Origin of the sequence: Nocardia arthritidis (assembly GCF_011801145.1) — a bacterium.
Taxonomy (GTDB): Bacteria; Actinomycetota; Actinomycetes; order Mycobacteriales; family Mycobacteriaceae; genus Nocardia; species Nocardia arthritidis_A.
On the sequence record NZ_CP046172.1, the window covers coordinates 4,254,153 to 4,274,590 of the forward strand.

Genomic DNA, 20,438 nt, shown 5'->3' on the forward strand with positions numbered 1-20,438 from the left:
GTTGTACAGGAGGCCGACGATGAACAGCGATAGCCACCGGGCGCCCGCGTTGCTGCGCCTGGCCGCCACGCCGTCCAACGGCAACCCGCGCGTCGACCTGATCCGTGGCGATGCGGGCAAACTCGGCTCGCTCATCTCGCTCGAGCACATCCGCGGCTTCGTCACCGTCGCGGAGGAGGGCAGCTTCCGCCGCGCCGCCGAGCGGCTCCGGATGACCCAACCGCCGCTGAGCAGGCAGATCCAGAAGTTGGAGCGCGATATCGGCGTCGAACTCTTCGATCGCACCCAGCGGCAGGTGCAGCTGACCCCGGCGGGCGAGGTATTCCTGATCGAGGCGCGCAGGCTGCTCGCGCTGGCCGAGGCGGCGCCCGGCGCGGCCCGGTTGATCGCGGCGGGGGGTGCGGGCACGGTCCGGGTGGGCTTCACCGCCGCCTCCGGTTTCGGCTTCCTCGGCCGCTTCCTCAATCACATCGAGCAGGGGCTGCCCGGCGTCGAGGTGGTGCTGCGCGAGATGGTGAGCGCCGAGCAGTTCGCCAACCTGCGCAGCGGGCGACTCGATCTGGCGCTGGCCCGCCCGCCCTTCGATCAGAACGAATTCGATTGCCGCGCGGTGCATTCCGAGCGGCTGGTGCTCGCCGTCCCGGCCACGCACCGGCTGGCCGGGCTGGAGCCGCTGCCGATCGAGCAACTGGGCGGCGAATCACTGCTGGTATACGCGCCGGGCCCGGCCCGGTATTTCGCCGACCTGGTCGCGGGCATCCTGGCCGCCGTGCCGTACACCGCGACCCATGAACTGACCCAGGTGCACACCATGCTCGCACTGGTGGCCGCGGGCCGCGGCTTGGCGCTGGTACCGGACAGCGCCACCCACCTACATCCCGACGGCGTGCGGTTCCGCCCGCTGGCCGGTGTCGACGACCCGGTCGTACTGCATGCGGTGTGGCGGCGCGACTGCGCCAACCCGGCACTGCATCGCGTTGTCGCACTGCTGGATTCGCTGCCGCCCGCGCACTGAATCCGCCGATCGTTCCATGTCCCCAGGAGGAAGACCGTGTCCCATCTGTCCGCGGAAGAACTGGGCCCAGCGCTAGGGCGCGGGCTGCTCTCGTTCCCCGTCACCCACTTCGACGCCGACCTCGCCTTCGACGAGGCGGCCTACCGCAAGCACATCGCCTGGCTGGCCCAATACGAGGTGGCCGGGCTGTTCGCGGCCGGCGGCACCGGCGAGGGATTCTCGCTGACACCGCAGGAGATCGATCAGGTGGTGCGGGCCGCGGTGGCCGAAACCGGCGGCCGGATCCCGGTGGTCGCACCCGCGACGGCGGGTACGGCGGTGGCCATCGAACAGGCGCGGGCCGCGGAAGACGCTGGGGCGGAAGGGATTCTGCTGATGCCGCCGTATCTCACCGAGGCGGGTCCCGACGGTATCGTCGAACACGTCGCGGCCGTCTGCGGCGCGACCGGGCTCGGCGTGATCTTCTACAGCCGCGCCAATGCCGCGGTGAACGACGTGACGGTGGCGCGGATGGCCGAACGCTGCCCGAACCTGGTCGGTTTCAAGGACGGCGTCGGCAATATCGAGACGATGACCCGCGTCTACGCCCGCCTCGGCGACCGCTTGACCTACATCGGCGGGCTGCCGACCGCGGAGACCTTCGCGCTGCCCTACACCGAAATGGGCGTTACCACATACTCTTCGGCCATCTTCAACTTCGTCCCGGAGTTCGCGCTCGATTTCTATCGGGCGGTGCGGGCGCACGACCGGGCCGCCGTCTACCGCAAGCTGCGCGAATTCGTCATCCCCTATCTCGACATCCGCGACCGCAGACCGGGTTACGCGGTATCCATCGTGAAGGCCGGGCTCGCCGCGATCGGCAGGCCCGCCGGATCGGTGCGGCCGCCGCTGACCAACCTCACCGAAGCCGAGCTCGACGAACTCACCGAGCTGGTGCGCACCATCACGGTGGCGTGATGAGTTCCGTCGACGAAATCACCGGCGTCGCACTGTCTTCGGTGGTGGTGCCGCTGGAGGCCGGGATCAGCGACGCCAAGGTGCTCACCGGCAGGCAGCGCCCGATGACCGAGGTCGCGGTGCTGCTCGCCGAGATCGACACCGCGGCCGGGCTGCGTGGCCTCGGCATCAGCTATGCCAAACGGGCCGGTGGGCCAGGGCAATTCGCGCATGCGCGGGAACTGGCCCCGGAGCTGCTGGGCGCCGATCCGAACGATATCGGCCGGATCTGGGATCGGTTGGTGTGGGCGGGTGCGTCCGTGGGCCGCGCTGGGCTCGCGGTACAGGCCGTCGCGGCATTCGATATCGCGCTGTGGGATCTGAAGGCCAAGCGCGCCGGGCTGCCGCTGGCCAAACTACTCGGTGCACACCGTGATTCGGTGCGTTGTTACAACACTTCGGGCGGCTTCCTGCACGCATCGATCGACGAGGTGCTCGACCGCGCAGCCGAATCGCTCGCGCAGGGCATCGGCGGGATCAAGATCAAGGTCGGTCATCCGGACCGGTCCGTCGATCTGGCCAGGCTCACCGCGATCCGGGAGAAATTCGGCGACCGGGTGCCGCTGATGGTCGACGCGAACCAGCAGTGGGATCGCGCGACGGCCCGCCGCATGTGCCGCGCCCTCGAGCCGTTCGGTCTGGAATGGATCGAAGAACCCTTGGACGCATACGATTTCGCGGGACACGCCGGGCTGGCCGCCGCCTTCGACACCCCGATCGCCACCGGCGAAATGCTCGCCGGCGCGGGAGAGCACGCGCGGCTCATCCAGGCGGGCGGGGCCGATATCGTGCAACCCGACGCGCCCCGGGTCGGCGGCATCACCCAGTTCCTGAAGATCATGGCCCATGCGGAACGGGAAAACCTCGCGCTCGCACCGCATTTCATGAAGGAGGTGCACGTCCACCTGGCCGCCGCCTATCCGCTGGAACCGTGGGTCGAACATTTCGAATGGTTCGACGCGCTGTTCGCCGAACGGTTGACGATCAGCGACGGCCGCATGCACCTGTCCGACCGGCCCGGACTCGGCGTGACGCTCACCGAACAGGCGCGCGCCTGGACCGTCGCGGAACATGTTGTGCGAGCCTGATATGGCGCGCTCGCTTGCCGATGGACCTGGTCCCGGTATCGCGCAGAGCGCGCGCTCGGCCGTCGGCGAGCGCGGTGCGCGGAACTGATTTCGCGTACCGATCACCGCTCGACCTCGAAAGGAGACAGATGGATACCGATTCGCGAGACCTGGACCGGATCATCGCCGATGCGGCGGCCGCCGCCGTTCGGATCGCCGAGACCACCCCCGTCGAGCGGGCGAGCTGGTTGATGCGCGTCGCCGATGCGTTGGACGCGGCCGCCGATGAACTGATTCCGCTGGCCGCCGCGGAAACTCACTTACCCGAGGCTCCGCGCCTGCGTGGAGAGTTGCTGCGCACCACCTTTCAGCTGCGGTTCTTCGCCGATGTACTGGCCGACGGTGAATTCCTCGGCGCTACGGTGGATCACGCGGATCCGGGGTGGCCGATGGGTCCGCGGCCGGACATCCGGCGCGCGATGGTGCCGATCGGGCCGGTATTGGTCTTCGCCGCAAGCAATTTCCCGTTCGCGTTCAGCGTCGCGGGCGGTGATACCGCGTCGGCGCTGGCGGCCGGGTGCCCGGTCGTGTTGAAGGCGCATCCGGGACATCCGAGACTGTCCGAGCGCACGGGTGCGATCGTGCGCGCGGCGCTGGCCGAATCCGGTGCGCCCGAAGGAACTTTCGCGGTGGTCGAGGGTGTCGATGCGGGTGTCGCCGCGCTGCGGCATCCGGATATCGCGGCGGCCTCGTTCACCGGTTCGGTGACGGGCGGCCGCGCGCTGTTCGATATCGCGATGAGCCGACCGCGCCCCATCCCGTTCTACGGGGAACTGGGCAGCGTCAATCCAGTGGTGGTACTGCCGGGCGCCGTTCGCGCACGTGGGCCGGAAATCGTTGCGGGATACCTGAATTCGTTCACACTCGGGGCCGGGCAGTTCTGTACGAAACCGGGACTGCTGCTGCTCCCGGCCGGACACGGCCTGACCGAACCGCTGCGCGCCGCCGTCGACGCCGCACCGGAGCAGCCGCTGCTGAACGACCGCATCGCCGAGGGCTATTCGACCCGTGTCGAGAGCATCCGCGAACATCCTGCTGTCACAGCGATTTCCGCGCCGGACCCGGGCTCGCTGCGGCCGACCCTCCTGAGCGTCCCGGCAGCCGATTTCCTGGCGGCGGGACAGGTGCTGCGGGACGAATGTTTCGGGCCCGCATCGCTGGTGGTCGAATACGCGAACGCCGACGAGCTGGCCGGGTTACTCGGCGAACTCGAGCCCGGCCTCACCGCAACGGTTTTCGCCGAGGACACCGAGATCGACGACGTCCGCCCGCTGCTGCCCGCGCTCACCGCGCTGGCGGGCAGGTTGCTGTGGAACGACTGGCCCACTGGTGTCACGGTGAGCTGGGCTCAGCAGCACGGCGGACCCTATCCGGCCACCACCACGCCGACGACCACCTCGGTCGGTGCGGCGGCCATCGACCGCTTCCTGCGGCCGGTGGCCTGGCAGGGCTTCCCCGACGCGCTGCTGCCGCCCGCGCTGCGCGAACACAATCCATGGGATCTACCCCGACGTATCGACGGAAAGCGAAGCTGAAGTATGACCGCCGTTATCAAGGATGTCCGGCTCACCCCGATCCTGATCGCCGATCCGCCGCTGCTGCTGGTGGGCGGCGTGCATCAGCCGTATACCCCGCGGCTGATCGTCGAGGTCGAAACCGATTCCGGCACGGTGGGTCTGGGCGAAACCTACGGGGACCGCCGCTACCTGGAGCGGGCCACCGAACTCGCGCCGCGGCTCATCGGCATGCCGCTGGCCGGTATCAACGCCATCCGGCTGCTCGGTGCGCAGCGGGCGAGCGGCGACCGGCTGATCGATGACAACCCGCTGGCCAGTGGGTTACGCGGGGCGCTGACCACCGATAAGGTCCGGCTGAGCGTGTTGTCCGCCTTCGAGGTCGCCGCGCTGGACGCGCACGGCCGTGAGCTCGGCCTGCCGGTGCACGCGCTGCTCGGCGGGAAGGTGCGCGACCGCGTCGACTACTCGGGTTACCTGTTCTACAAGTGGGCCGAACACCCGGTGCCGGACGCCCCTGTCGACGAGTGGGGTGCGGCCCTCGATCCGGACGGCGTCGTCGAACTCGCGCGGAAGTTCAAGGCGCACGGCGGATTCCACTCCTTCAAGTTGAAGGGCGGGGTGTTCGAGCCGGAGGCGGAGTGCGCGGCTGTCGAGGCGCTGGCCGTCGCGTTTCCCGGCCATCCGCTGCGACTGGACCCGAATGCGGGCTGGTCGGCCGAGACCGCGCTGAAGGTGGCCGAAAGGCTTTCCGGCACAGTCGAATACCTGGAGGATCCGACCGCCCGGCTGACCGATCTCGCGGAGCTGCACCGCCGCACCGGTATTCCGCTGGCCACGAATATGGTGGTGACCTCGGTGGCGGAGATCAAACCGGCGTTCGACCTGGACGCGGTGCAGGTGGTGCTGTCCGATCACCATTACTGGGGCGGCCTGCTGGCCACCCGGGAGCTGGCGGCGATATGCGGCGCATACGGCAAAGGCGTTTCGATGCACTCGAATACCCATCTCGGCATCAGTCTCGCCGCCATGACCCACGTCGCCGCCACCATCGCCGAGCTGGATCACGCCTGCGACACCCATTACCCGTGGCAGGCGGAGGAGGTGATCACCGAGCCGTTCGAATTCCACGACGGCGCAATCGAAGTCACCGACGCGCCCGGACTCGGCATCGAACTGGACCGGGATGCGCTCGCCCGGTTCCACGAACGCTGGCAGCGCATGCCCGCGCTGCGCGACCGCGACGACATCGCGGCCATGCGGGTGGTGCGCCCGGATTATCAACCGCCCGCGGGGCCGAAGTTCTGATCGAAAAAGCCCGCTCGCAAAGGGAGCGGGCTCGGCCTCAGCCGTACAGCGCGACGAACCTGTCCAGCGATCGTTCGATATCGCCCTTCACCGCCCGCGCCACCCCGGCGCCGATCGGACCGAACAGCGGTGCGCCGCCCAATTCGATGTCGACCGTGACCTCGGAACCCGAACCCTTCGGCCGCACAAGCAATTCCAGGCCCAGCTTGGTCCCGCCCTTACCCGCGCCACGCAGGGCCAGCTTGTGTGGCGGTTCGGCGGCGCGCACCGTCCAGGTCACCCGGTTGCGCAGGCCTTTCACGGTCGCGACTCCGACGAGTTGGGTGCCGACGGTCAGCTCCGCGGGCACCTCCCCGCGCCACGCCTCGTGCATGGTCAGCCACTTACCCAGGTCGGCCAGATTGGACGTGTGCGCCCACGCGTCCTCCGGCGGGATCGGCACATCGACGGAAACCTTCAGCTTTGCCACCCGCGCATGGTAACCGGTACCGAAAGTTCTGCCTACCGCACGGAAAGGCGGCGGATATCGACCAGTCGCGGAACGAGACGCGGCCCGCGCCGGGCCGAGCTGCCGCGTGCGGCACTCGTATACCCGGCGCGGGCGGTCTCTCCTTACGCGCGAGCCGGTTTCACGCTGCGGAAGGTCAGCGCGACGAGGAAGGCCAGCGCCGCGATGCCGACCGCACCGGCGAAGGCCGCCGTGACGCCGCTGACGAGCACATGCTCGGGTGATCCCGTCGCATCCTTGGCCGCGGTGCCGAATACCGTGACCAGGATGGCCAATCCGAGTGCGGCGCCGGTCTGCTGCAGGGTTTGCAGCGCACCGCCCGCCGCGCCGGCGTCGGCGCTCGGCACGCTGGACATGATGATCACGTTCAGCGGCGAAAAGGCAAGGCCGATACCGCATCCCAGCAGCAGTGTGGCGACGAACAGCATCGGGAAGTACGCGCTGTCGGTCGAGAGCTGGGTCAGCAGCGCCAATCCGGCGCCCATCGATACCGTTCCGGTCAGCGTGAGCGGCTTGGGCCCGAGGCGGGGCAGCAGCCGCGGGACGAGCCGGATCATGGTGAACATCATCACCGCGGTCGGCAGGAAGGCGAAACCGGTTGTCAGCGGGCTCATTCCGCGCACCTCCTGGAGGTACCGGGTGAGGAAGAAGAACATCGACATGCCCGCCATCGGCCCGAGGAACATATTGGCGTACGCGGCGGCGCGATTGCGCTCGACGAACAGGCGCAGCGGCAGCAGCGGTTCGGCCGTGCGCATTTCGATGGTCAGGAAGGCGGCGAGCAGTCCGGCGCCGACGGCCAGCGAGAGCACGGTGGTGGTGGCCGACCAGCCATCGGATGCCGCGCTGATGAAGCCGTACACCAGCGTCGCGATGCTGCCGGTCGCGGTGAACGCGCCGGGCAGATCGAGGTGGGCGGGCCTGCGCTCGGAATCGGGCAGGTAGCGCAGCGCGAGCACGCCGACCGCCGCGCCGAACGGCACGTTGATGAACAGCGCGGACCGCCAGCTCAGCCACTGGGTGAGCAGACCGCCGATGATCAGGCCGATCGCGAAGCCCGCGCTGGACATGCCGGAGAACAGGGCGAGCACCCGGACCCTGGCCTTCGGCTCGGTGAAGGTGGTGGTGAGCAGCGCGAGGGTGCTCGGGCCCGCCATCGCGCCGCCGATGCCCTGGACGACGCGGGCGGCGATCAGCCAGGTCGCGGACGGCGCGAGCCCGCCCGCCAACGAGGCGAGGGTGAACAGGGTGGTGCCGACGACGAACAGGTTGCGCCGACCGAACAGATCGCCCGCGCGGCCGCCGAGCAGCAGCAGACCGCCGAAGGTCAGGGTGTACGCGTTCATCACCCAGGACAGGCCGGTGGCGCTGAAGTGCAGGTCGGTGCGGATGCGCGGCAGCGCGACATTCATCACGGTGATGTCGAGGACGATCATCAATTGGCAGGTCAGCAGGGTGGCCAGCACGACGCCATGCCGCAGTGGGCGGGCGAGGGCCGGACGGATGTCCGCGGCAATGGTGTTGGTAGACAAGTACGCTCCATGGGATGAACCTAAGCGGAGAGTGTCTCCGTTTGGACAGGAGCTAGCATATGGAGAAGGTCTCCGTTTACGCAAGCCTAAACGGAGAGTTCATCCGTTTCCAGTGGAGGAATCAGTGGACGCACCGTCGACCGCACGGCCCATGCGCGCCGACGCGCGGCGCAATTACGAGCGGATCGTCGAGGCCGCGCGGGCGGCCTTCGCCGAACACGGTCCGGATGCGCCACTGGATGACATCGCCCGCCGCGCCGGGGTCGGCGCGGGCACCCTGTACCGGCACTTCCCCAACCGCGACGCGCTCATCGAGGCCGTCTACCGGTCGAGTATCGAGCGGCTCAGCTCGTACGCGCACGAGCTGGCCGCGACCCATCCGCCGGAGGCGGCTCTGGAGATGTGGCTGCAGCGGCAGGTGCGCTGGGTGCTCGAGGAACGCAGTCTCGCGGTGACGCTGAAGGCGCTGATCGACCGCGAGTCGGAGACCTTCGAGATGTGCCGTGTCCTGATGAACGACGCGGCGACCGCGATTCTGAAACCCGCGCAGGCGGCGGGCATGGTGCGCGGCGATATCGAACCGCGCGACCTCCTGCGCTTCGGGCACGGCATCGCCATCGCCTGCGAAACCGCACCCGAGGCGGCGGACCGCCTGCTCGCGGTCACCATGGACGGCCTGCGAACAACCGGCGCGCACCCCGCCGACGGGTGAGCTTGCGCGGGTATTCGCCTGTGCCCCGCTATTTTTCGCGAGTCATCATGCGGCCGACGGAGCTGCGCAAGCCGCTTGTTTGCTAACCCGAACTTACCCGGCGGCGATGGCCGAGGTGACCTGAGTGATGTAGGCGCGGAACAGCTTCGGCATATCGACTTGCTCCGGATCGAGCAGCCATTGCAGCTGTAGGCCGTCCATCATCGCGAACACCTGGCGGGCGAGGGCGGCGGTATCGGTATCCGGTCGGATGGCGCCGTCGGCGATTCCGTCGTCGAGCGCGCGCACCAGCCAGGTCTCCAGCATGCGGTAGCGGCCGACGACCCATTCGTGCGCGGGGTGGTCGATGGTCACCGCCTCCCCGGTCACCACCGTGAACAGTCGCACCAGCCCGGGCAGGTGCGCGTTGTATTCGACCAGCTGCACCAGCCGCTCCAGTGCGGCGACGCCGGACAGTCTGCCGTCGAATTCCATTCGCCGCGCGTCGATTTCGTCGCGGCGCTGGAGCACCGCCGCGAGCAGCTCGGTCTTGCTCGCGAAGTGGTGCAGCAGGCCGGGTTGGGACAGTCCGCAGTTCGTCGCGATATCCGCCAGGGACGCGCCGCGGAATCCGTTCTCGGCGAACGTCTTCAGCGCCACATCGAGGATCTGTTCGCGGCGCGCGTCGCCACGCGGTCTGCCGTACCGTCCGGTCATGGTCTCGAATATATAACATTACCGAGTGAGTGCTCGGTTACGATGCCGGTTGTCGGCACACTCGTGTCGTCGCAATCGAGGAGGATTGATGAGTTACGCCACCGGGAACACCGCCGAAATCGTGCCGTTCGACCTGCGTGGGGGCGCGGGGCGGCTGTCGGCGTGGCGTTCGGCGCCGCCGGACGGTGTCGAGGTGCGCGGCACCGCTCTGCTCGTTCCGGGCTTCACCGGTTCCAAGGAGGATTTCGAGGCCATGCTGTCGCGCTTGGCGCGGGCCGGATTCCACTGTGTCGCTTACGATCAGCGCGGCCAGTGGGAGTCGGACGGTTCGGACGATCCGGCCGACTACACGCTGCGCGATTTCGCGGGCGATCTGTTGGGCGTCGCCGAGCGGATCGGTGCGCCGGTGCACCTGGTGGGCCACTCCTTCGGCGGTTACGTCTCCCGCGCCGCGGTGCTCGCGGATCCGGGCCGCTTCCGCAGCCTGACCCTGCTCGCCTCGGGGCCCACCTCGGTGCGCGATATCGCCTTCCCGCCACCGCGATCGGTCGCGCAGATGGTGGAAGCCGGTGGGCAGCAGTCGATCTGGGAGCAGATGAGTTCCGCGATGAGCGCGCTCCCCGACGCGAAACGAGATTTCCTGCACCGGCGGATCATGGCGACCAAGAAGGCGAACCTCGTCGGCATCCTGCACACCATGGAGACCGTCGACGACGATATCGCCGGTCTGCGGGCCGCGGCGGTACCGATCCTCATCGCCTACGGCGACACCGGCGATCTGTGGGAGCCCGCCGTGCACGAGCGTTACGCCGATGACCTCGGTGCGCGGCGCGTCGTCTACCCCGGCGTCGGCCATCTGCCGAACGAGGAACGGCCCGAACAGGTTTGCGCCGACCTCACCGCGTTCTGGGCCGAGGTCGACTCCCGGCGGTAGCCTGCGCCGATCCGGGAGTCACTGCCTCTAACATCTCCGGGGTGACCGGATACGACCTCGACGCGTTCGAGCACCTCGACACCTCGCTGCTGCCGCCGCGCCAGCAGCGGATCCTCGCCACCATTCGGGATTGGGTGGTCCGGTACGGGTACCCGCCCAGCACCAGGGAACTGGGCGACGCCGTCGGGCTGCGCTCGACCTCGTCGGTGTCGAAACATCTGAACAGCCTGGAGGAGAAGGGCTTTCTGCGGCGCAGCGGTTCGGTGTCGCGGCCGATCGATGTGCGGATGTTCCTGCGGGCGGCCGAGCCGCGCACGCAGGACACGGATTCGGTCCCGGTGCCCGTCGTCGGCGATATCGCGGCGGGCACCCCGATCCTGGCCGAGGAGCACACCGACGACGTCCTCACCCTCTCGCGCCAACTCGTCGGCCGCGGAACGGTTTTCGGGCTGCGGGTGCGCGGCGACTCGATGATCGACGCGGCCATCTGCGACGGCGATATCGTGGTCGTCCGCAAACAGCACGAGGCGCATTCGGGGGAGATCGTCGCCGCCATGATCGACGGGGAGGCGACCGTCAAGGTGTACCGGCGGCGCAACGGGCACGTCTACCTGGAGCCACGCAATCCGGCGTACGAGGTGATCGACGGTGATGCGGCGGTCGTGCTCGGCAAGGTCGTCTCGGTGATGCGCCGGGTCTGATCATTCAGAGGCGGTTCACGGCCTTGATGATCGCCGAGTGCATCCCGTCGGCCACCGGATGCGTCGCGGAGATCTCGATGTCGCCGAATCCGGCCGCCGCCAAGTGGTTTCGATACTCGCCGAACGACAGCGCCCCCGCGATACAGCCGACGTAGTCGCCGCGCTCACCGCGCTGGGCGGGGGTCAGGGCGTCGTCGGCGACCACATCGGCGATCCCGATGCGACCGCCAGGCACCAGCACCCTTGCCATTTCGGCGAATACCGCCGGTTTGTCGGTCGACAGGTTGATGACGCAGTTGGAGATCACCACATCGATGCTGTTGTCGGGCAACGGGATCGCCTCGATCGTGCCCTTCAGGAACTCGACGTTCGTGACACCGGCCTTCGCCGCGTTATCCCGGGCCAGCGCCAGCATCTCATCGGTCATATCGACGCCGAATGCCTTGCCGCTCGGCCCGACCCGGCGCGCCGACAGCAGCACGTCGATGCCGCCGCCGGATCCGAGATCGAGTACGGATTCGCCCGCGCGCAACTCGGCGACCGCGGTCGGGTTGCCGCAGCCCAGTGATGCGGCGACGGCCCGAATCGGCAAGACATCGCGGTCGGTGGCCCCGTACAGGCTCGCGCCGAATTGCTCGTCGATCTCGACCCCACAGCCGCTGCCGCCGCAACAATCCGTCGCGGTACCGCCATCCGCGACCGCCACGGCGGCGGCCGCGTAGCGCTCACGCACGGTTTCCCGCAGCTCGTTACCCTGCTCCGACATGAGAACCAACTCCTGACCAGGTTGTATTGAAATCTATCGAAGCAAGTTTGCCGCTCTGATTAGATATCTGTCAATATTGATGTGTGTCGAAACAGGAGCTTCCGCTGATCGCCGCGATGACGGGCTGCTGCACCACGTTGTCCGCACCGCTGGACGCCGCCGCGGCGGTCGAGTTGGCGAGCGCGTTCAAGGCGCTGGGCGATCCGGTCCGGCTGCGGCTGCTGTCGTTGATCGCCGCCGCCGGCGGCGAAGAGGTCTGCGTCTGCGAGCTGACCCCGGCCTTCGACCTGTCCCAGCCCACCATCTCCCACCACCTCAAGGTCCTGCGCGAAGCTGGGCTATTGACCTCGGAACGACGCGGCACCTGGGTTTACTACCGGGTGGTTCCCGCTGCGCTGCAACGACTTTCCGATATCCTCGCGCCGACCGCAGCACCCGTGTAGGCCCCGCGGGTCAGTGCCTGGTGAACATCTCGACGAAGCTGTGCGGCGCGGCGGCGCCGAACATGAACTCGAAGACCTCGGCGCCGTCGGCGGCGGCCGCGGCGGCGCGCGGGAACAGTGCCTGTTCGTATTCGGTCAGCGCGGACTCGACGTCGCCGGGGTGCGCGGCGATGGCCTTGCCGAGTTCGGCGCCGTCCTGCATGGCCAGGTTGGCTCCTTCGCCGTTCGGGGGTGCGAGGTGGGCAGCGTCGCCGATCAATGTCACTCCCGGCACTCGGTCCCAGCGGTGTTCGATCGGCAGCGTGTTGAGTGGGCGCAGGACCGGTGCGGTGTCGCTTTCGGTGATGAGCGCGGTGAGTTCCGGTGCCCAGCCGTCGAATTCGCCCGCGATGCGCGCGGCGGCCGCGGCCGGGTCAGTGAAATCGATTTCGGCGAACCAGCTTTGGGATTTGGATAGTGCCACATAGGTGTGCAGGGTCTCGCCGCGCTCACGGTGGGCCTGAATGCCCTTGCCCGGCTCGGGCGCGATGAGTGCCCCGCCGCCAACGGCTTTCGCGGCGGCCGGATGACGGGTGTCGGCGTCGAACAGATAGGTCTCGACGAATGACATGCCGGTGTACTCGGGGGTGGCGGCAGACAGCAGCGGCCGAACCCGCGACCACGCGCCGTCGGCGCCGACCAGCAGATCCGTGACCGCGGTGCCGCCGTCGGCGAAGCTCACCTCGTGGCGGCCGTCGCCGATGGCGCGGGCGCCGCTGACCTTGTGGCCCCACCGGACGGTGCCGGGCGGCAGCGAATCGAGCAGCAGCCGTCGCAGTTCGCCGCGCTGCGCCTCGGGGCGTCCGCCCGTACCGTCGTCGGGTTCGTCGAGCAGAACGGTTCCGTCCCGATCGAGGATCCGCAGCGCCTGACGTCCTTCCAGGATGAGGCCGCGGAACTCGTCCAGCAGACCGGCCGCCGCCAGCGCAGGCTGCCCGTTGTAGTCGTGGATGTCGAGCATTCCGCCCTGCGTGCGTGCGGTCGGGGAGTCCTCCGCCTCGTAGACCGTGGCCGGTATGCCGTTGACGTGCAGGACGCGGGCCAGCGTCAGGCCGCCGAGCCCGGCGCCGATGATCGTGATCTTCATGGTGGCTCCTTCGAGGTTCGACCTTCTGGTATGCCATTCCAGAACTGGAATGCCGTTCCATGTTGGAGCAACGTTCCAGATGTGTCAAGATGGCGGCATGGCAACGCGGACACGTCGGGCAGCGGCGCTTTCCCGGGAGACCATCGTCGAAGCCGCCGTCGAACTGCTCGACGCCACCGGCGCGGGCGGGCTCACCTTCCGGACATTGACCGAACGCCTCGCCACCGGACCCGGGGCGATCTACTGGCATGTGGCGAACAAGGACGAACTGCTCGCCGCCGCCACCGACACCGTCGTCGCCGCCGCGCTGGCCATCGCGCCCGCCGAATCTCCCGGCACGGCGCGGGACGAGATCCGCGCCATCGCGCTCGGCCTGTTCGACGCCATCGACGAACATCCTTGGCTCGGAACGCAACTCGCCATGCAGCTGGCCCGCAGCCCATGGGGTTCGATGACCCGGCGGATCTACGAGAGCATCGGTCGCCGGGTCCGCGCGCTCGGCGTGCCCGAGGGCAGTTGGTTCACGGCCACCTCGGCGCTGGTGAACTACATCCTCGGCGCGGCGGGCCAGAACGCCGAGAACTCCCGCGTCGGCGAACAGCATCCGGACCGCGGCGAATTCCTCGGCGACGCGGCGGCGGCATGGGAAGAACTCGACCCCGACGACTACCCGTTCCTCCGGTCCATTGCCGATCAACTCCGCGGACACGACGACCGCGAGCAATTCCTCGCGGGCATCGATTTCCTGCTCGCCGGTGTCATCGCGGCGCACCCGTCCACCTGAGCCGCAGTGGCCGGGTAGCGTGCGCCCATGCCGACTCCGCCGGGTGCCCGTCGCCGCCTGCCGACCTGGCTGACGCCGAATCTCCGGGTGCTGTGCGGGGTCAGCTTCCTCGCCGACACCGCAGGCGAGTTGCTGTATCCGATTCTGCCGATCTTCCTCACCGTCACCCTCGGCGCGCCCGCCGCCGTGGTCGGCGCGGTCGAAGGCGCGGCCGAGGCGGCCGCCGCGCTGACCAAGATCGCCGCGGGCCGCCTCGGGGACCGCTACCGCAAGCGGCCGTTGATCGCGCTCGGATACGCGCTCGCCGCGCTCGGCAAGGTCATCGTCGCCGCGGCGTTCGCCTGGCCGCTCGTGCTCGCCGGGCGCTGTGTGGACCGGCTCGGCAAGGGCGTGCGCGGGGCACCCCGCGATGCCCTGCTGATGGTCGGCGCCGATCCCGCGGTCAAGGGCCGCATATTCGGGGTCCACCGCACCATGGACACGCTCGGTGCGGTTGTCGGACCCGCGCTCGGGCTCGCGCTCTACGAACTACTCGACCACCGCATGCGGCCGCTGCTCGTGCTCGCCGTCGTCCCCGCGCTGGCCGCCGTCGCGCTGGTCGCCGCGGTCCGCGAAAACTCCTCCGGCGCAACGAATCGCACAGTCGATGAGCCGGATGATCCGTCGTCCCAACGGTTCTCGACGCGATTGAAGACGCTCATCGCCGTGCTGACGGTCTTCTCCCTGGTGAACTTCCCCGACTCGCTGCTCCTGTTGCGCGCGCACCAACTCGGGCTTTCGGTGGCCGGGGTCATCGGCGCCTACATCGCCTACAACGCCGCATACGCGCTGCTGTCCTACCCGGCCGGCGCGGTATCGGACATGCTGCCGCGGCAATTCGTCTTCGCGGCCGGGTTGGCGTGCTTCGCGGTGGGCTATCTCGGCCTCGGGTTCGCGACCTCGCCGGGATGGGTCTTCGTCGTCCTGCCGATCTACGGCGGATTCGCCGCGGCCACCGACGGGGTCGGCAAGGCCTGGATCGCCGATATCGCGCCTGCCGCAAGGCAATCCACCGCCCAAGGCATCTATCAAGGACTCACAGGCGGCGCCATCCTCGCCGCCGGACTGTGGGCCGGACTCGCCTGGTATGCCGACGGCCGCATCCCCCTGCTGATCTCCGGGGCCACCGCACTCGCACTGGCGGTGGCGCTCGTCCTGGCCGGAGAACGTCTGCATCGGTAATTCCATTCAAAGTAAAGACCGGCCGGTATTCTTGGAGCGACTGTCGAGCAACGGCGTTCGAGTTCGCGAGAGGACCGGCGATGGCGGCGAGGCGGATATGAAGGGGCTGCCGCGCTATGCGCCGATGCTGGCCACGGCCGGCGTCATACCCGGAAACGACTCGCAATGGAATTACGAAGTGAAATTCGATGGCGTCCGCGCCATCGGCTATATCGATAGCGACCTGCGGTTGATGTCTCGAAACGACAAGAACATCACCGCGGCCTGGCCCGAACTCGCCGGGCTCGCCCCATCGGATCCGCCATTCGTCGTCGACGGTGAAATCGTCACCTTCGCCGCGGATGGGCGGTCCTCGTTCGAGGCGCTACAGCCGCGGATGCATCAACGCAATCCCGCCGCGATCCGCGCACTGGTCAGCAGCGTCCCGGCCACCTATATGATTTTCGATCTGCTCCATATCGGGGATCGCTCGCTGATCGACCTGCCCTACCAGCAGCGACGGGAATTACTCGAACAACTCGACTTGCGCGGCCCGAATTGGCAAACCCCGGCTCGCCTGAACGGATCCGGCGCGGCGGTTCTCGAAGAATCGCGGCGCCTCGGATTGGAGGGAATTGTCTGCAAACGCGTGGACAGCCCTTATTCGCCGGGCCGACGCAGTCCGCTGTGGATCAAGGTGAAGAACATCCGCGATCAGGAGGTCGTGATCGTCGGCTGGCGGCCGGGCGCCGGACGGCGCGCCGGGCAGATCGGCTCACTGCTCATGGCGGTGCACGACGACACCGGTGAACTCACCTACATCGGAAACGTCGGCACCGGCTTCACCCAGGCCATGCTCGCCGACCTACATGCAAAACTCAAACCGCTGCAACGTAATACAGCTCCCGTAGCGGCCCCCGTCGCCGACGCCGTCTGGGTCGAGCCGACCCTCGTCGGCGAGGTGACCTTCACCGAATGGACCGGAGACGGCAGGCTTCGCCATCCCTCGTGGCGAGGATTGCGGCCCGACAAGGAATCTCGCGACGTGAAACTGCCGGAATGACCTCAGGGCTGTTTCGCTGACCAGTCGCGGATCGCGGCGACGAACTCCTCTGGCGCGTCGGATTCCACGTAAGTGCCTGCACCCTCGACGATCACGGTCTGGTGCTTGGGGAAGGTCGCTTCCAGACGCTTGCGCTCCTGGGGGCGGAAGGCGATGTCGGCGTCACCCCACACGATCAGTGTCGGCAGGTGGGCGAGGTCGGCAAGACCGGCCTCGAGCTCGGCGAAGAAGGCTCGGCTGATGAGGACCTGGCGGGGGAATACGGCGGAGGCCTTGCGCCGCTCGGGGGTGTCCATAGCCCGGCGGTAGTGGGCCATCTCGGCTGCCGTTGGTTTCCGCCGCCGGTGACCCAAGGGGATGAACACGTTGACGATGAAGTTCAGGCGCTGGGCGAGGAAGCGGCCCAGGGGTCCGCCGAAGATGCGAGAGAAGTACTCGAAGTGTAGGACACCATTGACCGGCCAGGCCCAGGTGTCGGCGAGCACCAGCCGATCGAACACGCTCGGCCGACGCTCCGCGGCAGCCAAGCCGATCAGGGCGCCCCAGTCCTGCCCGACCAGCGTGACACCCTCGAGGCCGAGCTTGTCGACGAATCCGGTGACCACGTCGGCGTGCTCCTCGGGCAGATAACGGTAGCCGGGTTTCGCCGCCGACAGCCCGAAGCCAGGGTAATCCATTGCGACGCAACGGAAGTCGTCGCGCAGTGCGCGAATCACGTCGCGCCAGAGGAACGACCAGGTCGGGTTGCCGTGCAGGAGCAGCAGTGTGGGCCCCGACCCCTCGTCGACGTAGTGCACGGTGTGCCCGTCGATATCGACGAAGCGGCTCTCGAACGGGAACAGGGTGTCGTCGACCCAATCGGGCCGCACGCTGCTGGTGGTATCGGCCATGGCGGCCCCCTCTAGGCTTGGCGGCAAGGTATGCTTGAGAATGTCACGCACACTTGAGAAAAACAAGTAGAAGGAATGATGCGTAGCTACGGCCAGTACTGCGGGCTCGCCCGGTCCCTCGAAGTCGTGGGCGACCGGTGGAACCTGCTCATCGTCCGCCAGCTCCTCATCGCCCCCGCCCGCTACCGGGACCTGCTCGACGGCCTCCCCGGCATCGCGACCAATCTGCTCGCCGACCGGCTCCGCGACCTCGAGACCGCGGGCGTGATCGAGCGGCGACTGGCCGGTGCGGGCAATGCTGTCGAGTACGCCCTCACGCCGTGGGGTGCCGAGCTGCGCCGGCCGATCGAAAGCCTGATCCGCTGGTCCACCCCGCTGATGCTGCGCGGCCCCGACGGCGACGCCTTCCGCCCCGGATGGCTCGCCCTCGCCGTCCCCGCCCTGCTCGACACTCGGGTCGCGGTCCGCCCCTCGGCGACGGTGGGCCTCGAGATCGGCGGCCCACCCTTCCAGCTCCGCGCGACGCGCTCCGGCTTCGAGGTCGGCCCGCACGACGGCCGCGATCTCGACGCCACCGTCCGCGCCGAACCCGCCTACATACTCGGACTCGCCGCGGGCGCCATCACCCTCGGCGACGCCCGCGCCCTCGGACTGGTCGAGATAGACGGCGACGAATCCGTCGTCCGCGCCGTCTTCGCCGCCTGACGGGTGCCGCTGCGTCGGATGTGCGGTGTCCGATCAAACCTGCTTCGGACCGTCGATATCTGCGGATGGTTACTTTCGCGCAATCAGGGAAGACCACCGGTGCAGGTATCGAGAAAACTCACACGATCGCGATTCGAAGGAGGACATCTCATGAGATTCGCCAAGGCGGGTGCCTCGGTTGTACTGCTGGCAGGTTTGTGTGTCGCCGGGGCGGGTGTCGCACACGCCGACCAGACCATCACCGTCACCACGGATTTGCTCGGCTGCGCGACCCGCGCCGACATCGACGTTTCCGCGCTGAACGGGGTCAGCCCGGGGACATCGGTGTCCATCTCGGACACGTTGGCGGCGCAGCTCCGCCAAAACGGTTGCATGCCTTGATCTTTCAGCAGGGCCAGAGCGCGCGGCCACGGGATGCCACCGTCGGCCGCGCGCTGCGGGCCATCGAAGGCGACGATTCCTTATGACCCGGACAGGAGTAATGCCGTACGCGCGTAGGCGGGCGTCATCCAAGCCGGTCAGGATGAGACGTCCGGTGGTGCGCTCCGGAGTCTCCCACGAGTGATCCGCCGCAACCCGCATTACCTCGCGATCATATTGGGCCGCAACGAAATTGACCGAACGATCCATTGGCATCGCCCGCGACCATTCCCAACGCACCAGATCACCGACGCGAGCGATGATGATAGCGGTAACGGAACAGCCGTAATCGCCGCAGCCCCTGCACCGTGCGATGGGGACAGTGCGTGGCAGCGGCCCGGCGGCCAGACGATTGGTCGCGTGATCTCCCGGCATTCGGCGGCGATTGGATAGGGTCGTGGCGATGCCTTGGGCCGGAAGGGGTTGCGCATGGGCTGGTGGCGGGATGCGGTGTTCTATCAGATCTATCCGCGCAGCTTCGCCGATTCGGATGGGGACGGTGTGGGTGATCTGCCCGGAATCATCGGGCGGCTGGCGCATTTGAAGGATTTGGGGGTGGATGCGGTCTGGCTGTCGCCGTGCTATCGGTCGCCGATGGTCGATTTCGGTTATGACATCAGCGATTACCGCGATATCGACCCGGTGTTCGGCACCTTGCGCGATTTCGACGAGTTGTTGTCGGCCGCGCACGGAATGGGGCTGCGGGTGGTGTTGGATCTCGTCGCCAACCACACCTCCGATCGGCACCCGTGGTTCCAGGAATCGCGGTCCGCGCGGGATGCGCCGCGCCGCGATTGGTATGTGTGGGCCGATCCCGCGGAAGATGGTGGGCCGCCGAACAATTGGCTGAGCACGTTTCCGGACACCGGAGCGGCGTGGACATTCGACGAGGCCACCGGCCAGTACTATCTGCATTCGTTCACGCGCAATCAACCCGACCTCAACTGGTGGAATCCCGCTGTGCGGCAGGCGATGACCGAGGTGATGCGGTTCTGGCTGGATCGCGGTGTCGACGGCTTCCGGTTCGACGTCCCGCACCGTTTGATCAAAGACCGTGCGCTGCAAGATAATCCACCCGATGTGGCGCACCTGCGCAAGGCGACCGGCGCACCGCCGGGGCGGCAGCGGCATATCGATCGCCCGGAGGTGCACGAGGTGCTTCGCGCCTTGCGGGCCGTGCTCGACGACTATCCGGACCGGGTGGCAGTCGGCGAGGTGGGCGTCACTGATTCCGGCAGGCTGACCGCCTACTACGGCGACGACGACGAACTGAATCTGCTGTTCAATTTCGCGTTCTGGTCACAACCGTGGTCCGCCAACGGTTTTCGTGACGCGGTCGCGGTCGTGGAGGCCACGACACCAGCGCACGCATGGCCGACCTACGCGCTGTCCAACCATGATCTCCCGCGCGCCGCCCACCGCTACGCCGAAGACGGCCACGGTCCGGCGCGGGCGCGTCTGGCGGCGATGATGCTGCTCACCCTGGGCGGCACGCCATTTCTGTACTACGGCGAGGAGATCGGCATGACCGATGTACCCGTCCCGGCGCAGCGGGCACACGACCCGGACGGCCGCGACGGCTGCCGCGCACCGATGCTGTGGGACGAAAACCGGCACGCCGGATTCACCCTCGGCACACCCTGGCTGCCCATCGCCGCCGACGCGCCTGCCATCAATGTGGCGGTTCAGCGCGCCCGGCCCGATTCCCTGCTCAACCTGTACCGAAAACTGCTGGCGCTGCGTCGAACTCATCCGGCACTGACCGAGGGCGCCTACCGCGTAGCCGATTTCGGTGACGATCGGGTCTTCGCCTATCACCGCGAGACTGGTGACGAGCGCCTGCTGGTCGCACTGAATTTCGCGGCGACCTCGGTGACCGCTCCGATGGCGCTCGCCGATGCTCGCCTGCTCTGCTCCACCCACCCGGGCAGCACCGGATCGGGTGGTCTTCGCCTAGGCCCGCACGAAGGAATCCTCGTATCGATCGGGTGACAGCCA

At 68.0% G+C, this 20,438-nt stretch carries 21 protein-coding genes; 15 read left to right on the forward strand and 6 right to left on the reverse strand.

Features of this window, described 5'->3' with window-relative positions:
* Positions 1-19: 19 nt before the first annotated feature.
* The 5 genes from F5544_RS19125 to F5544_RS19145 all read left to right on the forward strand — a co-directional run bounded on the left by F5544_RS19125 (position 20) and on the right by F5544_RS19145 (position 5,960).
* The gene (locus F5544_RS19125) at positions 20-1,015 is read left to right on the forward strand and encodes a LysR family transcriptional regulator (protein ID WP_167474441.1); all 996 of its coding nucleotides are present in this window, start codon (positions 20-22) and stop codon (positions 1,013-1,015) included.
* A gap of 36 nt (positions 1,016-1,051) precedes the next feature.
* Positions 1,052-1,972, forward strand: coding sequence for a 5-dehydro-4-deoxyglucarate dehydratase (gene kdgD, locus F5544_RS19130; RefSeq protein WP_167474442.1), 921 nt, complete (start codon positions 1,052-1,054; stop codon positions 1,970-1,972).
* Positions 1,972-3,099, forward strand: a complete 1,128-nt coding sequence (locus tag F5544_RS19135; protein WP_167474443.1) for an L-talarate/galactarate dehydratase — start codon at positions 1,972-1,974, stop codon at positions 3,097-3,099. The genes kdgD and F5544_RS19135 overlap by 1 nt, the downstream gene beginning before the upstream one ends.
* Before the next feature lie 128 nt (positions 3,100-3,227).
* A complete protein-coding gene (locus F5544_RS19140; RefSeq protein WP_167474444.1) occupies positions 3,228-4,673 on the forward strand; it encodes an aldehyde dehydrogenase (NADP(+)) in 1,446 nt (481 codons plus the stop codon).
* 3 nt (positions 4,674-4,676) lie between these two features.
* On the forward strand, positions 4,677-5,960 hold the full coding sequence (locus F5544_RS19145) for an enolase C-terminal domain-like protein (RefSeq protein WP_167474445.1): 1,284 nt from the start codon (positions 4,677-4,679) through the stop codon (positions 5,958-5,960).
* A 37-nt stretch (positions 5,961-5,997) separates the two neighbouring features.
* Here the strand turns inward: F5544_RS19145 and F5544_RS19150 are convergent, their stop codons facing one another.
* Together F5544_RS19150 and F5544_RS19155 are read right to left on the reverse strand one after the other, a co-directional pair.
* Entirely contained in the window at positions 5,998-6,429 is a 432-nt protein-coding gene (locus F5544_RS19150; protein WP_167474446.1) for a type II toxin-antitoxin system Rv0910 family toxin, read from the reverse strand.
* Between the two features lie 143 nt (positions 6,430-6,572).
* Entirely contained in the window at positions 6,573-8,000 is a 1,428-nt protein-coding gene (locus tag F5544_RS19155; protein ID WP_238847330.1) for an MFS transporter, read from the reverse strand.
* A gap of 124 nt (positions 8,001-8,124) precedes the next feature.
* On the opposite strand from F5544_RS19155, the gene F5544_RS19160 reads away from it, so the two are divergent.
* A complete protein-coding gene (locus F5544_RS19160; RefSeq protein ID WP_238847331.1) occupies positions 8,125-8,712 on the forward strand; it encodes a TetR/AcrR family transcriptional regulator in 588 nt (195 codons plus the stop codon).
* 93 nt (positions 8,713-8,805) lie between these two features.
* On the opposite strand, the gene F5544_RS19165 is transcribed toward F5544_RS19160, so the two are convergent.
* The gene (locus tag F5544_RS19165; RefSeq protein WP_167474447.1) at positions 8,806-9,408 is read right to left on the reverse strand and encodes a TetR/AcrR family transcriptional regulator; all 603 of its coding nucleotides are present in this window, start codon (positions 9,406-9,408) and stop codon (positions 8,806-8,808) included.
* An 88-nt stretch (positions 9,409-9,496) separates the two neighbouring features.
* On the opposite strand from F5544_RS19165, the gene F5544_RS19170 reads away from it, so the two are divergent.
* Both F5544_RS19170 and lexA read left to right on the forward strand, forming a co-directional pair.
* Complete coding sequence (locus tag F5544_RS19170; RefSeq protein ID WP_167474448.1) at positions 9,497-10,342, forward strand: alpha/beta fold hydrolase; 846 nt, start codon at positions 9,497-9,499, stop codon at positions 10,340-10,342.
* Positions 10,343-10,383: 41 nt separating this feature from the next.
* Entirely contained in the window at positions 10,384-11,043 is a 660-nt protein-coding gene (gene lexA, locus F5544_RS19175) for a transcriptional repressor LexA (RefSeq protein WP_167474449.1), read from the forward strand.
* 4 nt (positions 11,044-11,047) lie between these two features.
* Here the strand turns inward: lexA and arsM are convergent, their stop codons facing one another.
* Positions 11,048-11,809 (reverse strand): arsenite methyltransferase, encoded by a 762-nt coding sequence (gene arsM, locus F5544_RS19180; protein WP_167474450.1) that lies wholly within the window; start codon positions 11,807-11,809, stop codon positions 11,048-11,050.
* Between the two features lie 83 nt (positions 11,810-11,892).
* On the opposite strand from arsM, the gene F5544_RS19185 reads away from it, so the two are divergent.
* The gene (locus F5544_RS19185) at positions 11,893-12,252 is read left to right on the forward strand and encodes an ArsR/SmtB family transcription factor (protein WP_428847150.1); all 360 of its coding nucleotides are present in this window, start codon (positions 11,893-11,895) and stop codon (positions 12,250-12,252) included.
* A 10-nt stretch (positions 12,253-12,262) separates the two neighbouring features.
* On the opposite strand, the gene F5544_RS19190 is transcribed toward F5544_RS19185, so the two are convergent.
* The gene (locus F5544_RS19190; RefSeq protein ID WP_167474451.1) at positions 12,263-13,378 is read right to left on the reverse strand and encodes an FAD-dependent oxidoreductase; all 1,116 of its coding nucleotides are present in this window, start codon (positions 13,376-13,378) and stop codon (positions 12,263-12,265) included.
* Between the two features lie 97 nt (positions 13,379-13,475).
* Between F5544_RS19190 and F5544_RS19195 the strand changes: the two genes are divergently transcribed.
* The 3 genes from F5544_RS19195 (at position 13,476) to ligD (ending at position 16,425) form a co-directional block, all read left to right on the forward strand.
* On the forward strand, positions 13,476-14,162 hold the full coding sequence (locus tag F5544_RS19195; RefSeq protein ID WP_167474452.1) for a TetR/AcrR family transcriptional regulator: 687 nt from the start codon (positions 13,476-13,478) through the stop codon (positions 14,160-14,162).
* A 27-nt stretch (positions 14,163-14,189) separates the two neighbouring features.
* A complete protein-coding gene (locus F5544_RS19200; protein ID WP_167474453.1) occupies positions 14,190-15,383 on the forward strand; it encodes an MFS transporter in 1,194 nt (397 codons plus the stop codon).
* A gap of 97 nt (positions 15,384-15,480) precedes the next feature.
* Entirely contained in the window at positions 15,481-16,425 is a 945-nt protein-coding gene (gene ligD / locus F5544_RS19205; RefSeq protein WP_238847332.1) for a non-homologous end-joining DNA ligase, read from the forward strand.
* A 2-nt stretch (positions 16,426-16,427) separates the two neighbouring features.
* Here ligD and F5544_RS19210 read toward each other — a convergent pair whose 3' ends face one another.
* Complete coding sequence (locus F5544_RS19210) at positions 16,428-17,315, reverse strand: alpha/beta fold hydrolase (protein ID WP_167474454.1); 888 nt, start codon at positions 17,313-17,315, stop codon at positions 16,428-16,430.
* Positions 17,316-17,393: 78 nt separating this feature from the next.
* Between F5544_RS19210 and F5544_RS19215 the strand changes: the two genes are divergently transcribed.
* The 3 genes from F5544_RS19215 (at position 17,394) to F5544_RS19225 (ending at position 20,432) form a co-directional block, all read left to right on the forward strand.
* The gene (locus F5544_RS19215; RefSeq protein WP_167479329.1) at positions 17,394-18,020 is read left to right on the forward strand and encodes a winged helix-turn-helix transcriptional regulator; all 627 of its coding nucleotides are present in this window, start codon (positions 17,394-17,396) and stop codon (positions 18,018-18,020) included.
* A gap of 150 nt (positions 18,021-18,170) precedes the next feature.
* A complete protein-coding gene (locus F5544_RS19220) occupies positions 18,171-18,401 on the forward strand; it encodes a hypothetical protein (RefSeq protein ID WP_167474455.1) in 231 nt (76 codons plus the stop codon).
* 468 nt (positions 18,402-18,869) lie between these two features.
* Complete coding sequence (locus F5544_RS19225) at positions 18,870-20,432, forward strand: alpha-amylase family glycosyl hydrolase (protein ID WP_167474456.1); 1,563 nt, start codon at positions 18,870-18,872, stop codon at positions 20,430-20,432.
* Positions 20,433-20,438 lie beyond the last annotated feature (6 nt).

Bases quoted from the DNA above. Each gene is read 5' to 3' on its own strand.
- F5544_RS19125 (WP_167474441.1), top strand. From the start codon at position 20: ATGAACAGCGATAGCCACCGGGCGCCCGCGTTGCTGCGCCTGGCCGCC.
- F5544_RS19135 (WP_167474443.1), top strand. From the start codon at position 1,972: ATGAGTTCCGTCGACGAAATCACCGGCGTCGCACTGTCTTCGGTGGTG.
- F5544_RS19140 (WP_167474444.1), top strand. From the start codon at position 3,228: ATGGATACCGATTCGCGAGACCTGGACCGGATCATCGCCGATGCGGCG.
- F5544_RS19145 (WP_167474445.1), top strand. From the start codon at position 4,677: ATGACCGCCGTTATCAAGGATGTCCGGCTCACCCCGATCCTGATCGCC.
- F5544_RS19165 (WP_167474447.1), bottom strand. From the start codon at position 9,408: ATGACCGGACGGTACGGCAGACCGCGTGGCGACGCGCGCCGCGAACAG.
- F5544_RS19170 (WP_167474448.1), top strand. From the start codon at position 9,497: ATGAGTTACGCCACCGGGAACACCGCCGAAATCGTGCCGTTCGACCTG.
- arsM (WP_167474450.1), bottom strand. From the start codon at position 11,809: ATGTCGGAGCAGGGTAACGAGCTGCGGGAAACCGTGCGTGAGCGCTAC.
- F5544_RS19190 (WP_167474451.1), bottom strand. From the start codon at position 13,378: ATGAAGATCACGATCATCGGCGCCGGGCTCGGCGGCCTGACGCTGGCC.
- F5544_RS19195 (WP_167474452.1), top strand. From the start codon at position 13,476: ATGGCAACGCGGACACGTCGGGCAGCGGCGCTTTCCCGGGAGACCATC.
- F5544_RS19200 (WP_167474453.1), top strand. From the start codon at position 14,190: ATGCCGACTCCGCCGGGTGCCCGTCGCCGCCTGCCGACCTGGCTGACG.
- ligD (WP_238847332.1), top strand. From the start codon at position 15,481: ATGAAGGGGCTGCCGCGCTATGCGCCGATGCTGGCCACGGCCGGCGTC.
- F5544_RS19210 (WP_167474454.1), bottom strand. From the start codon at position 17,315: ATGGCCGATACCACCAGCAGCGTGCGGCCCGATTGGGTCGACGACACC.
- F5544_RS19215 (WP_167479329.1), top strand. From the start codon at position 17,394: ATGCGTAGCTACGGCCAGTACTGCGGGCTCGCCCGGTCCCTCGAAGTC.
- F5544_RS19220 (WP_167474455.1), top strand. From the start codon at position 18,171: ATGAGATTCGCCAAGGCGGGTGCCTCGGTTGTACTGCTGGCAGGTTTG.
- F5544_RS19225 (WP_167474456.1), top strand. From the start codon at position 18,870: ATGGGCTGGTGGCGGGATGCGGTGTTCTATCAGATCTATCCGCGCAGC.